The 13527-nt window shown below is 63.9% G+C and carries 12 protein-coding genes; 4 read left to right on the top strand and 8 right to left on the bottom strand.

The features are described from left to right. Positions 1–43 precede the first annotated feature (43 nt). The gene (sthA, locus tag BLT75_RS16640) at positions 44–1495 is read right to left on the bottom strand and encodes a Si-specific NAD(P)(+) transhydrogenase (RefSeq protein WP_093034292.1); all 1452 of its coding nucleotides are present in this window, start codon (positions 1493–1495) and stop codon (positions 44–46) included. Positions 1496–1498: 3 nt separating this feature from the next. Next, complete coding sequence (gene fghA, locus BLT75_RS16635; protein WP_093034609.1) at positions 1499–2332, bottom strand: S-formylglutathione hydrolase; 834 nt, start codon at positions 2330–2332, stop codon at positions 1499–1501. 172 nt (positions 2333–2504) lie between these two features. Here fghA and pepT point away from each other — a divergent pair, with 172 nt between their 5' ends. Genes pepT through BLT75_RS16620 form a run of 3 tightly spaced genes read left to right on the top strand, consistent with a single transcriptional unit; the run spans position 2505 to position 5548 of the window. Beyond that, a complete protein-coding gene (pepT, locus tag BLT75_RS16630; RefSeq protein WP_093034289.1) occupies positions 2505–3743 on the top strand; it encodes a peptidase T in 1239 nt (412 codons plus the stop codon). 3 nt (positions 3744–3746) lie between these two features. After that, positions 3747–4604, top strand: a complete 858-nt coding sequence (locus tag BLT75_RS16625; protein ID WP_093034286.1) for an alpha/beta fold hydrolase — start codon at positions 3747–3749, stop codon at positions 4602–4604. Beyond that, positions 4601–5548, top strand: coding sequence for an ornithine cyclodeaminase family protein (locus BLT75_RS16620; protein ID WP_093034283.1), 948 nt, complete (start codon positions 4601–4603; stop codon positions 5546–5548). Before BLT75_RS16625 ends, BLT75_RS16620 begins: the two co-directional genes overlap by 4 nt. Here BLT75_RS16620 and BLT75_RS16615 read toward each other — a convergent pair. Continuing rightward, complete coding sequence (locus BLT75_RS16615) at positions 5542–6282, bottom strand: SDR family NAD(P)-dependent oxidoreductase (RefSeq protein ID WP_093034280.1); 741 nt, start codon at positions 6280–6282, stop codon at positions 5542–5544. The two genes, BLT75_RS16620 and BLT75_RS16615, sit on opposite strands and share 7 nt — an antisense overlap. A 148-nt stretch (positions 6283–6430) precedes the next feature. Between BLT75_RS16615 and BLT75_RS16610 the strand changes: the two genes are divergently transcribed. After that, the gene (locus BLT75_RS16610) at positions 6431–8644 is read left to right on the top strand and encodes a DEAD/DEAH box helicase (RefSeq protein WP_093034277.1); all 2214 of its coding nucleotides are present in this window, start codon (positions 6431–6433) and stop codon (positions 8642–8644) included. A 36-nt stretch (positions 8645–8680) separates the two neighbouring features. Here the strand turns inward: BLT75_RS16610 and BLT75_RS16605 are convergent, their stop codons facing one another. From BLT75_RS16605 to dapB, 5 genes are all read right to left on the bottom strand, one after another. Then, on the bottom strand, positions 8681–9412 hold the full coding sequence (locus BLT75_RS16605; RefSeq protein WP_093034274.1) for a proteasome-type protease: 732 nt from the start codon (positions 9410–9412) through the stop codon (positions 8681–8683). 9 nt (positions 9413–9421) lie between these two features. After that, positions 9422–10222, bottom strand: coding sequence for a transglutaminase family protein (locus tag BLT75_RS16600; protein WP_093034271.1), 801 nt, complete (start codon positions 10220–10222; stop codon positions 9422–9424). Between the two features lie 3 nt (positions 10223–10225). Next, positions 10226–11170 (bottom strand): alpha-E domain-containing protein, encoded by a 945-nt coding sequence (locus tag BLT75_RS16595; RefSeq protein WP_093034269.1) that lies wholly within the window; start codon positions 11168–11170, stop codon positions 10226–10228. 3 nt (positions 11171–11173) lie between these two features. Continuing rightward, positions 11174–12598 (bottom strand): circularly permuted type 2 ATP-grasp protein, encoded by a 1425-nt coding sequence (locus BLT75_RS16590; RefSeq protein ID WP_093034266.1) that lies wholly within the window; start codon positions 12596–12598, stop codon positions 11174–11176. 106 nt (positions 12599–12704) lie between these two features. Next, complete coding sequence (gene dapB / locus BLT75_RS16585; protein ID WP_093034263.1) at positions 12705–13514, bottom strand: 4-hydroxy-tetrahydrodipicolinate reductase; 810 nt, start codon at positions 13512–13514, stop codon at positions 12705–12707. Between the last annotated feature and the right edge of the window lie 13 nt (positions 13515–13527).

The following is a 13527-nucleotide window of genomic DNA, read 5'->3' as shown; positions in this document are numbered from 1 at the left end:
GTCGCGTAACAGACGATTGACCCGCCCGACGGGTACAAAACGGTCAGTTCTGCGGGTCTTCCGGTGTGATGGCTTCCTTGCGGCGCACCTTGAATTCCTCGGGGATCGGCATCCGGTTGAAGGCGTCGAGTCCGGCGATCTTGTAGGCTTCGGCAAGCGTCGGGTAGTTGAACGTATTCTGTACGAAATAGTCCACCGTGCCTTTGAGGTTCATCACCGCCTGCGCGATATGGATCAGTTCGGTAGCCCCCTCGCCCACGATCTGCACGCCCAGAACCCGCCTTGTCTTCAAGGATAGAAGCATCTTCAACATGCCATGTTCCAGCCCCATGATATGTCCGCGCGAGGTTTCGCGGAACCGCGCCACGCCCACCTCGTAGGGGATGCCGCGCTCCTGCAACTCCTCCTCGGACATGCCACAGGTGGACATCTCGGGCACCGAGTAGATTCCGTAGGGATACCAGGGGCTTTCCGGCAGCGTCGGGGTTTCCAGCGCATGGCAGGCGGCCACCCGCCCCTGCTGCAACGAGGTCGAGGCCAGCGACGGATGCCCGATCACGTCGCCGGTCGCATAGATATGCGGAACCGCCGTCTGATAGGTCCTGCGGTCCACCGCGATCCGGTTGCGGTGGTCGGTCTTGAGCCCCACCGCATCGAGGTTCAGCGCCGAGGTCGCGCCCATGCGTCCGGCGGCGAACAGCAGCATTTCGGCCCGCACATGCCGCTTGTTGGCAAGGCTGATCTCGACATGATCGCCGGCATCCTCAATCCTTTCCACTGCCGAGCCCAACCGCAGATCGACCCCGTTTTCCCTTATCTGATGGGTAAAATCCTCGATCAGACGCCGGTCGATGAAGTCGAGAAACGTCTCGCGCGGCTCGATCAGCGTAACCCGCACATCCAGCGCCGAGAACATCGTGGCATATTCCACACCGATCACGCCCGCACCGATCACGGCGAGCGAGCGGGGGATCGCCTCCATCTCCAGGAACTCGTCGCCATCGACCACGGTGCGCCCGTTGAACGGAACGTAATCCGGACGATAGGTCTTGGTTCCCGTGGCGATCAGGAACTTCGACGCGGTCAGGCGCGTGGTTTCCCCGGCCTCGGTCGCGACTTCGATCTCGTGCGGGCCGACGAACCGGGCCAGCCCGTTCAGCGTGTCCACATGGTTGCGGTTGAACTGATGTTCCAGCACGTCGACCTCGTAATCGAGCGTCATGTGCAGCCGCGCCTTGAGGTCCTCGGCGCTGATCCGGTCCTTGACCCGGTAGGACAGGCCGTAAAAGCTGCGCTCGCGCCAGCCCGACAGGTTCAGCATCGTCTCGCGCAGGGTCTTGGACGGGATTGTACCGGTATGTACCGAAACACCGCCCAGCCGGTCCTTGCGGTCGATCACCAGCACCCGGCGCTTCAGTTTTCCCGCCTGTATCGCGGCGGCACGCCCCGAGGGGCCGGACCCGATGATGATCAGATCGTAGTCATGGCCGTTCATGGATCAATCCCGGTACAAGGCGTCGGCATGGAAACTCACGTGGTCCTCCATGAAACTGGACACGAAGAAATAGGAATGATCATAACCCGGTTGCAGCCGCATGGTCGCCTGCTGGCGGCGTTCAGCGATGGCGGCGGCCAGCGCCTCGGGGCGCAGCAGGTCGATGAACTGGTCGTTGGTGCCGGTGTCGATCAGGATCGGACCGTCAAAGCCCTTGGCCTTCATCATCAGCGTCGCATCATGTTTGGCCCATGCGGCCTCATCATCCCCCAGATAGGCGGTCAGTTGCTTGCGGCCCCAGTCGCTGCCCGTCGGGTTCGAAATCGGCGCAAAGGCCGAGACCGAGCGGTAACGGCCCGGCAGGTTCATCGCCAGGGTCAGCGCGCCATGCCCGCCCATGGAATGGCCGGTGATCGACTGCCGCTCGGGGTCGATGGGGAAATGTTCCGCCAAAAGCGCGGGCAGCTCGTCGGCGACATAATCCCACATGCGGAAATGCGGTGCCCAGGGCTCCTGCGTGGCGTTCACGTAAAAGCCCGCGCCCTGACCCAGGTCATAGTCGGGGTGGTCGGCCACGCCCTCGCCGCGCGGCGAGGTATCGGGAAAGACCAGCGCGATGCCCTGTTCGGCGGCCCAGCCCTGTGCACCCGCCTTGACCATCGCGTTCTCGTGGGTGCAGGTCAGACCCGACAGGTACCAAAGCACCGGCACCGGGCCGTCCTTGGCCTCGACCGGCAGAAACAGGCCAAAGGTCATGTCGCAACCGGTGGCTGCGGAGGCATGGCGATAGACCCCCTGAACGCCCCCGAAACAGGCGTTTTCCGAGACGGTTTCGATCATGGCACGGTCCTTTCCCTCTGGTTTCCCGCAATGGCTAGCGGTCCGGGGCCCAGAGGTAAAGCATGCTGGCCAGTCCGCCCGTCTTTTTGCGGCACTCGAAGGTGGCGTAGCGGCCCGCTTGACTTGACCCGGTCCCGCCTCTTTGATCGCGGCAACCGCAGGAGATGACATGCAAGACCAATTCGATCAGGAGCTTCAGGAGCGGCTTGTACGCTATGCCGCCATCGACAGCCAGAGCGACGAGACCGCACCCGGCACCCCCAGCACCGCCTGCCAGTTCGGCATGCTGAACCTGCTGCGCGACGAACTGGCCGCAATGGGCGCGCAGGATGTAGAACTGACCGATTACGGCACCGTGCTGGCCACCATCCCCGGTACCGCGCCGGGACCAACCATCGGCTTCCTCGCCCATGTGGACACCGCACCGCAATTCAATGCGACCGGGGTAAAGCCCCGCGTGATCAAGGGATATAATGGCGGCGACATCACCTTTCCTGACGATCCCGCTTTGGTTCTGTCGCCCGCCGAGCACCCCTATCTGGCGGAAAAGATCGGTCACGACCTGATCACCGCTTCGGGCACCACGCTGTTGGGGGCCGATGACAAGGCGGGCGTGGCCATCATCATGACCATGGCGCGGCATCTGCTGAACAACCCCGACATCGGGCGCGGCCCGGTCCGGGTGGCCTTTACCCCCGACGAGGAAATCGGGCGCGGCGTGAACGAACGGTTGCCCAAGGACCTGCGCGCCGATTTCGCCTATACGCTGGATGGCGGACAAGTGGGTGAGATCGAATACGAAAGCTTCTCGGCCGACCGCGCGGTGGTGACGGTGACGGGCGTGTCGATCCATCCTGGCTGGGCCAAGGAGAAGATGGTCAACGCGATCCACCTCGCCTCGAAGATTGTACAAACCCTGCCACAGGCAACGATGACCCCCGAAACCACCGCCGACCGCGAGGGATTCATCCACGCCACCGACATGGACGGCGGCTCGTCGCAGATGGTGATCAAGTTCATCCTGCGCGATTTCGAGCGGGACGGGCTGGCTGCCAAGGGCGAGCTGCTGCGCCAGGTCTGCGCCACCGTGCAGGCGGGCGAGCCGCGCGCGGCGATCAAATGCGAGATCTACCCGCAGTACCGAAACATGCGCTATTGGCTGGAAAAGGACATGACCCCGGTCGAGCTGGCGCGCGAGGCAGCGCGGGCGCAGGGGGTGGAGCCGGTCTCGGTCCCGATCCGGGGCGGCACCGACGGGTCGCGCCTGACCGAAATGGGTGTGCCGACACCGAACATCTTTACCGGCATGCAGTGCATCCACGGCCCGCTGGAATGGATTTCGGTTCAGGACATGGCCACCGCAACGCGCACCTGCCTGACGCTGGCGCAGATGGCGGCAAGGGGCTGAGGCATGGCGACACGCGATCTTGTTGCCGAACGTGACCGGTTCGCGACGCTGCATCCCGAGGCACGCCATGTCGTGCATCGCCGCGACTGGGGCGTGATCCGGGCGGGGCAAAACGGCCCCGCACTGCTGCTCATACCCGGCACGCTGGGCCGGGCCGATATCTTCTGGCAACAGATCGTGGCGCTGTCGGGCGAGGCACGCATCCTCTCGGTCAGCTATCCCGCCTCGGGTGGCATCCCCGACTGGGCGGACGATCTGGCGCAATTGATCGCCGAGGCCGGACTGCAGGGCGCAACGGTGCTCGGCTCGTCGCTGGGCGGGTATCTGGCGCAATATCTGACCGCCATCAGACCCGAGCTTTGCGGCGGGCTGGTGGCGGCCAATACACTGGCCTCGGTCCAGGGGATCGACCAGGTGCCGCCATATTCGCTGGACCTGATGGCCACGCCGATCGACACACTGCGGGCCGGATTCGAGACCGGGTTGCAGGGGTGGTGCGCCAACGATCACCGCTATCGCGATCTGGCGGCTCTGCTGCTGCGCGAAGTGCGCGGCCGCATTCCCGAAGGGGAATTGCGCGCCCGGTTGCAGGCGCTGAAGACGGCACCGGACCTGCCCGCGCAGTGCCTGCCGCAAAACCGCATCTTCACGGTCGAAAGCGATGACGACCATCTGATCCATCCGCAGATGCGGGCTGGTCTGAAGGCAGCACTGAACCCGGCACGCACCTTCCGTTTCCGAGCTGCAAGTCACTTTCCCTATGTTACCGGACCAGAGGCCTATACCGCACTGCTGCGCGAAGTTCTGGGCCTGCCGTCCGGTGGCACCTATTGGACCGACGGAGAGGAGAGCCTGTCATGAAAGTTCTGAACGCAGAGGATGTTCGTCGGCACCTGCCGATACTGGACGCGATCGAGATCGTCGAAAAAACGATGATCCGGGTTTCGCAGGGAAAGGCCAATCTGCCGCTGCGCACGGTGATGGATATCGACGGCACCAACCGGCTGGGCGTGATGCCCGGCGCACTGAGTGACCCGACGATCTACGGCGTCAAGGTTCTGAGCCTGTTTCCCGGCAATCCCGCCAGGGGGCTGAGTTCGCATATCGGCACGGTGCTGCTGTTCGACCCCGAGACCGGGCGGCCCAGCGTGTCAATGGATGCCGATGCGATCACCGCGATCCGTACCGCAGCCGCAACCGCCGTGGCCACGCGGGCGCTGGCCCGGCCCGACGCACGGGTGCTGGCGTTGATCGGCACCGGAGAACAGGCCGAAAGCCATGTCGAGGCGCTGACACTTGTGCGCGATGTCTCCGAAATCAGGATCGCGGGGCGCACGCCCGAGCGCGCTGCCGAATTTGCCCGGCGGATGGCGGATCATCATCCCGGCATCGCCTTTACCGCCGCTCCGGATGCGGAACGGGCGGTTGCAGGGGCCGATATCGTCTGCACGGTCACCTCTTCGGCCTCGGTGGTCCTGCACGGCGACTGGATCGGCCCCGGCACCCATGTGAACGCGGTGGGCGCCTCGATCCCCTCGATGCAGGAAATCGACGCGGCGCTGGTCATGAAATCGCAGCTATTCGTCGATTACCGCCCCTCGGCCTTTGCCCAGGCGCGCGAGATCATTTCGGCGCTGGAAAGCGGCACAATGACCAAGGATCATGTTCAGGCAGAGATCGGCGAGGTCCTGGCTGGCGCCGTGCCGGGGCGCAGCGGCCCGGATGGGATCACGCTCTACCGCTCGCTCGGGATCGCCGCGCAGGATCTTGCCTGCGCCGACCATGTCTGGAACACGGTTCAGTAAAGCGCGGGGTTGATCGGCGAGGCGGCGGTCAACCCGCCATCGACCGTAAAGAGTTGCCCCGTGACAAAGGCCGCATCGTCAGAGGCCAGCCAGATCGCCATGGCGGCAATATCGGCAGGCCGGCCGAAACGCCGCACCGCGTGGCGCGCCAGCGCATCGCGACGTGCCGCGACCTGATCCGACGACAACTCGAACGCGGCCTCCAGCATTCCGGTCTCGATCCAGCCGGGACATATCGCGTTGCAGCGGATTGCGGGCCCGTGATCGACGGCAATGGACCGGGTGAGGCCGTGGACGAAAGCCTTGGACGCATTGTAGAGCGCCATTGAGGGATCAGCGAACTGGCCCGAGATCGAGCCGATGTTCACGATGCTGCCGCCCTGCCCCATCCGGGGGATGAAGGCGCGGCACATGTTGAAGACACCCCGACAGTTTGTACCGATCACGTGGTCCCAGTCGTCGTCCGTACTGTCGGCAACCGTCTTTTCGACCTGCACACCGGCATTGTTCACCAGAATGTCAATGCCGCCGACCGCGTCGGCCAGCCGTTGCACGGCTTGCGGGTCGGCAACGTCGAGTTGGTGCCAATGGATGCGGTCCGGCAGATCCTCGGGCCGCGCCCCGCGGCCGCATGTGCCTGCCTCCGCGCCTTCCGCCGCCAGCGCCTCGACAATGCCGCGTCCGATGCCCCGGCTGCCGCCGGTCACGAAGGCGCGCTTTCCCGTAAATTTCATGGTCGACTTCCTCCTGGTCCACAGCAAACAGAAGCAGCCCGGTTTTCGCAATCCGTCCCATGCATGAGGCTGGACAAGATTGCCCGTCTCCCCTATACGCGCAGACTTTGCGACGGGTGAGTCCCGCGCCCTGCTGGACATTCCCCCTATGACTTCCCCTCTTTTCGATGCGCTGGCCGAACGCGGCTTTGATACGCTGACCGACGTGCAACAGGCCGTTACCGCGCCCGAGTTGACCGAAGCGGACCTTCTGGTTTCTGCCCAGACCGGTTCGGGCAAGACCGTGGCCTTTGGCCTTGCGATTGCGCCGACATTGCTGCGCGAGGCCGAGCGCCTGGACCCGCCTGCCGCGCCACTGGCGCTGATCGTGGCGCCCACGCGCGAACTGGCGATGCAGGTCAGCCGCGAACTGATCTGGCTCTATGCCCGGACGGGCGCCAGCGTGGCCACGTGCATCGGCGGCATGGATGCCCGCACCGAACGGCGCGCACTGGAGCGCGGCGCGCATGTCGTCGTCGGCACCCCGGGCCGGCTGCGCGATCATATCGAGCGCGGCGCGCTGGACCTGAGCGACATTCGTGCCGTGGTTCTGGACGAGGCCGACGAGATGCTCGACCTTGGCTTCCGCGAGGATCTGGAGTTCATGCTGGGCGAGGCGCCGGAAGGGCGTCGCACCCTGATGTTCTCGGCCACCGTTTCGCCCGCCATCGCGGAACTGGCCAAGACTTATCAGCGCGAGGCTGTGCGTGTTTCGACGATTTCCGCCAAAAGCCAGCACGCCGATATCGCCTATCAGGCGGTACAGGTGGCGGCCCATGACGCCGAACATGCCATCATCAACCTGCTGCGGTTCCACGATGCGCCCACTGCCATCGTTTTCGCCAATACCCGCGCCGCCGTCGCGCGCCTGACCGCGCGTTTCGCCAACCGCGGGTTTGCCGTGGTCAGCCTGTCGGGCGAGTTGAGCCAGGACGAGCGCAGCCATGCGTTGCAGGCGATGCGCGACGGGCGGGCCCGGGTCTGCGTGGCGACCGACGTGGCCGCGCGCGGCATCGACTTGCCGAACCTCGACCTGGTCATCCACGCAGATCTCCCGATCAATACCGAGGGCCTGCTGCACCGTTCGGGCCGGACCGGCCGGGCGGGGCGCAAGGGCATTTCGGCGCTGATCGTGTCGGACAAGATCGCCAAGAAGGCGCAGCGGCTGCTGAAATGGGCCAAGATCGAGGCCGAATGGACCTTTGCCCCGACGCCCGAGGACATCCTTGCCAAGGATGAGGCGCGGCTGCTGGACAACCCCCTTTGGACCGCCGAAGTGGACGAGGACGAAAGCCGCTTTGCCGCCGAGTTGATGGAACGGTTCAGCGCGGAGCAAATTGCGATTGCCTGTCTGCGGCTGCACCGCGCCGGGTTGACCGCGCCCGAAGAGTTGAACCGCGCACCCATGCGCGCGGATGTGCGCGCGGATCCGGCGGCAAGCTTTGGTCCTTCGGCCTGGGTGGCGCTGTCGGTCGGACGCAACCAGCGGGCCGAACCGCGCTGGCTGCTGCCGCTTTTGTGCCGTGCGGGCAACCTGGAAAAAAGCCAGATCGGCAAGATCCGGATGCAGGCGGACGAAACCCATGTCGAACTGGCCGAAGCGGCGGTTCAGGGGTTTCTCGCCCATCTGGGACCGAACGGAGTGCTCGAAGGCGAGATCACGGCAAAAGCGATCGAGGGCGTGCCAGCGGACGAACCGCGCCAGCGCGCGCCCAAGAAGCGCTTTGACCGCGATGCCGAGCGTGCGCCGCGACCGGCCCGGAAAGAGCCCCGCCCACCGCGTGAAAAAACGGCGGAAGCGCGTGATTGGTCGCCGGAACCGGTTCGTGAGCAAACCCCGCCGCCGGCGCCGAAACCGCGCCTGAAGCCGAAGTCGGACAAGTTCGCTGACCGCAAGGAGACTGTCGAGGCGAAGCCCGTGGCGAAAAAGCCCTTCAAGTCCGCTCGCCCCGCTTCATCTGACGCGGCGGACAGCAGTCGTTCGTTCCGCGCAACCAAGCCGCGCGGTGACAAACCCTTCCGGGCGGAAAGATCCGAGGGGGACAAACCCGCGCGGTTCAAGAAGCCCGAGGGAGGCAAACCCTCCCGTCCCGGAAAACCAGGCGGTGAAAAGCCTTTCCGCAGCGGCAAACCCGAAGGCGGGAAACCTACACGTTTCGCCAAGCCCGATGGTGACAAGCCCTACCGGGGCAGCAAACCCGAGGGGACCAAACCCGCCCGCTTTGCCAAGCCGAACGCCGGCAAGCCTGCCAAACCCGGCGCACGGCCTGCGGGCAAGCCCGCTACACGAGGCGGCGATGCACCGCCGCGCCGTAAAGGGTGATAGCCGAACCCGACGCCCGCGCCAGCGGGCGGCGGCTCAGAGCGTGATGTCAGGCAGGCTGTCGAAGGCGCGTTTCAGCGCCGAACCCCAGCCTGTCGAGATGGCCTGAAAATAGGGGTCTTCGGCGTCGATCCGGCGTGACAGCCCCTGTTTGCAACTGTCAGCCTCATAGAGTTGCAGATCCAGAGGCAGGCCCACCGAAAGGTTTGCCTTGATCGTCGAATCGAAGCTGACCAGCAGCAGTTTCACTGCCGCCTCGAAGCTCATGTCCGGCTCGTAGGCCCGCACCAGGATCGGACGGCCGTACTTGGTTTCGCCGATCTGGAAATAGGGTGTGTCCTCACCGGCCTCGATGAAATTTCCCTCGGGGTAGACCATGAACAGCCGCGGCGGGCTGTCCGCGATCTGGCCGCCGACGATCAGGGTCGCGTTGAAGGCAGTATCGGCCCGCTGGCCTGTTTCGGCATTGGCCGCGATCACTTCGCGCAGGGTCTGACCCACCAACCGCGCCACCTGGAACATCGACGGCGCGTCCATGATCGAGGGGCTGCGTTCGGCGGGCGCCTTTGTGCGCTCCTCGAGCATCGAGATCACCGCCTGGGTGGTAGCCAGATTGCCAGCGGTCAGAATGGTGATGAACCGCTCTCCCGCCTCCTCGAAGGTGAACATCTTGCGAAAGGTCGAGATATTGTCGACGCCCGCGTTGGTACGGGTATCCGACATGAAGACGAGACCGCGGTCGAGCCGCATCCCTACGCAATATGTCATCGCACGCCTTTATTGCTGCTGGACCTGAACCTGCACCGTCAGCGCTTCGCCCGCGGTGCCGAACCGCGTCCCTGATACCGGAGCCGCCTCGGCATAGTCCAGCCCCGTTGCGGCGCGCACGTAGCGGGTATCGGGGGAAATCCCGTTGGACACGTCGAAACCGACCCAGCCCAGCCCGTCGACATTTGCCTCGGCCCAGGCATGGGTCGCCTCCTGCTCGATACGGTCGTTCATCATCAGGTAGCCCGAGACATAACGGGCCGGGACACCCATGTGCCGGCAACAGGCGATGAAAACGTGCGCGTGGTCCTGACACACGCCGTGACCGGCTTCGAGCGCGTCCTCGGCCGTCCAGCCGACGTCGGACTTTCCGGTTTCATAGGTCACCGCCGCGAGAATGGCCGCCGAAAGTGCGTGCAACCATTCCAGGCCACCCGGATCGCCACTCAGACCGGAAACCAGCTTTCGGACCAGCGGCCCGACTTTCGTGGCCTCGGTGGCTCGCAAGAACATCCACATGGGCATGTAACCGCCGTGCTGGCCGATGACGCCGTGGGTTTCCTCGACTTCGATTACTCCGCTGCAATGCACGGTGATCTCGCTCGTGCCCGGAGCAAAACTGATCAGATCGACGATATTGTGATGCTGGTCTTCGAAACTCAGTTCCTTCTGTCCACCTTCGACTGTTACGTTCCAACTGTGCACTGTCTGTCCATGCCCCGACTTTGGCGTCAGCCGAAGCTGTTGCAGGGCGTAAGGCACCGGCTGGTCATAGGTGTAGCGGGTCGTATGACTGATACTGAGGCGCATGGGTCAGTTGTAGAACCTGTAGTCGATTTCGATCTGGCTGCCGAGTGCCGCGAGAGATTTCAGGAAGTCACTGATGAACTCGTGCAGACCCATCTCGATGATTTCGTCGATAGAATGCGACATGGTGTGATCGGCCAACTGGTCGCACAGATCGTGGCAGGAAAGCCGGACGCCGTAGTCCGTGGCCAGATACCCCAGATTGGACTGGATCTTGTCCACGCAAAACGCCAGGCTACGTGGCATCCGCTTGTCCAGGATCAGGAATTGCGCGATCTCGCGCGGCCGGGCGTCCTGGCCGAATGTCATGTGAAAACCGCCTTCGGCCGAAACCGAGCGCAGGATGGTCTGCCACTGGACGTTGTCGATGGACGTGCCCACCGCCACCACCGACGGCAGCAGGACATAGTATTTCACGTCCAGAATGCGGGCGGTGTTGTCGGCCCGTTCCATGAAGGTGCCGATGCGGGCAAAATCGTAAATATCGTTGCGGAGCATCGTGCCGTGCATGGCCCCGCGCACGAAGGCCGAACGCTGCCGGATCAGGGTCAGCACGTCGGGCAGGTCGCGTTCGGGAACCTTGCGCGCCAGCGCATCGCGGAGGGTCATCCAGTTCTCGTTCACGCTTTCCCATGCCTCGCGGGTCAACGCGGTGCGTACCGTCTTGCCGTTGTTGCGCGCGGCTTCGGCCATGTTCAGAACCGATGACGGATTGTCCGGATCGCGCAGCATCCAGTCGATCGCGCCATCACGATTGACTTCAGATCCATGCTTTTCGACATATCCGCCAAAAGCGCCTGCCGATTGCAGCACGCTGGCCCATTCGTCCTCGGCAGAGCTGGACCGGGTCAGCGCGATGCGCTGGCCCGCTTCGATCAGGCGGGCGGTGTTTTCCGAGCGCTCAAGGTAGCGGAACATCCAGAAGAGGCCGCCAGCGGTCTTTCCCAGCATATCCTAGTCCTCCAGCACCCAGGTATCCTTGGTGCCGCCCCCCTGCGAGGAGTTCACCACCAGGCTGCCCTTTTTCAATGCGACGCGGGTCAGGCCGCCGGGGGTGATATCGACCCCTTGCGGCGAAACCAGAACGAAGGGGCGCAGATCAACATGCCTTGGCGCAAGACCGGACTTGGTGAATATCGGCACGGTCGACAACGAAAGTGTCGGCTGGGCGATGTAATTGTCTGGCTTGGCCTTCAGCTTCTTTCGGAATTCCTCCAGTTCTCGTTTCGAGGAAGTAGGTCCGATCAGCATGCCATACCCGCCCGATCCGTGTACCTCTTTCACGACCAGCTCGGCGAGATTATCGAGAACATAGGCCAGGCTCTCCGGTTCGTTGCAGCGCCATGTCGGCACGTTCTTCAACAAAGCCTTCTCGCCGGTGTAGAATTCGACGATCTCGGGCATGTAGGAGTAGATGGCCTTGTCATCGGCAATGCCGGTGCCGGGCGCATTGGCAATGGTGATTCCACCGGCGCGGTAGACGTCGAGAATACCCGGAACACCCAACGCCGAGTCAGGCCGGAAGTTCAACGGATCGAGAAAATCATCGTCGACCCGGCGATAAAGAACATCGATCGGCTGGTACCCACGCGTGGTGCGCATCGCGACGCGCCCGTCCACCACCCTGAGGTCATGACCCTCGACCAGTTCGACACCCATCTTGTCGGCCAGGAAACTGTGTTCGTAATAGGCCGAGTTGTAGATGCCCGGAGTAAGCACCGCCACCGTTGGCCTGTCACCCGCCGAAGTCGGGGCGCAAGCCGCCAGGGAACGGCGCAATTGACGGGGGTAGTTCTGGACCGGCTGCACCCGGTTCTGCGAGAACAGTTCGGGGAACATGTGCAACATGGTCTCGCGGTTTTCGAGCATGTAGCTGACACCCGAAGGGGTGCGGGCGTTGTCTTCAAGCACGAAGAACTCGTCGGGCCCGGTGCGCACAAGGTCGATACCCACGATGTGGGTATAGACTCCACCCGGCGGCGATACGCCGATCATCTGCGGCAGGAACGCCGCGTTCTTCGCAATCATTTCGACAGGCAACCGACCAGCACGGATGATTTCCTGGCGATGATAGATGTCGTGCAGAAATGCGTTTATTGCCCTTACCCGCTGTTCGATGCCGCGGGACAGGCGCGACCATTCGCGGGCCGAAATGATGCGGGGGATGATGTCGAAGGGGATCAGGCGCTCGGTCGCCTCGGCACGCCCATAGACATTGAAGGTGATGCCGGTAAGGCGGAACAGACGTTCCGCTTCTGCCTGTTTCTTGCGCAAACGGGAGGGATCTTCGCTTTCGAACCAACCGTTGAAATCGGAATAGGCCTCGCGCAGCGCGCCGTCCATTCCCCACATCTCGTCGAACAATTGACCTTGTTTCATGGGGTCGAGTTTAGGCAGACCCAGAGGAAAGACAATCGCCTTGCATGGGACGCCCTATGGTTTCCCGATTCGTGCTCAAAAATTAGGCAATGCGGACGAAGTCAGCTCAAAGCCCCAGAACGTCGACCATGTCATATTGACCAGGTGCCTTGCCCTGCCCCCAGAGCGCGGCCTTGAGCGCTCCCCGCGCGAACACCGCCCGGTCGGTCGCCAGATGGCGCAGCACGATCCGCTCGCCCGGCGCGGCAAACAGGACATCATGCTCGCCGACGATATCGCCCCCCCGAATGGCGTGAAACCCGATAGCGCCGCGCTGGCGGGCGCCGGTGATGCCGTCGCGCGCACGATCGGCCACCTCATCCAGAATCACCCCGCGCCCTTCGGCGGCGGCCTCGCCCAGCATCAGCGCGGTTCCCGAAGGCGCATCGACCTTGTGGTGGTGATGCGCTTCGATGATTTCGATGTCGAATTCCTCGTCCAGCGCGGCGGCGACCTTCTTCGTCAGTTGCACCAGCAGGTTGACGCCAAGGCTCATGTTGCCCGCGCGCACGATCACGGCATGACGCGATGCGGGCTCCAGCGCCGCGATCTGTTCGGGCGTCATACCGGTCGTTCCGATCACGTGAACACAGCGGGCCTGCGCCGCCAGGGCGGCAAATTCCAGCGTTGCGACCGGCGCCGTGAAGTCGATCACCGCCTGCGCCTTGGAAAACGCCTCGAGCGGATCGTCGGTGACGATGACGCCCAGAGGCTGGCCGCCCATCGCCTCGCCCACATCCCGTCCGATCCAGTCATGACCGGGACGCTCCACCGCCCCCACCAGACGCGCCTTGTCGCTGGCCGATACGGTCCGCACCAGCATCTGACCCATGCGGCCCGAGGCTCCGGTGATCACGATACCTGGGATATGGGTCATGGGTCGTCCTTCC

The organism is Ruegeria marina (assembly GCF_900101475.1).
Classification (GTDB): domain Bacteria; phylum Pseudomonadota; class Alphaproteobacteria; order Rhodobacterales; family Rhodobacteraceae; genus Ruegeria_B; species Ruegeria_B marina.
Note: the sequence above shows the minus strand (reverse complement) of the source record. Positions and strands in the feature narration are given on the sequence as shown.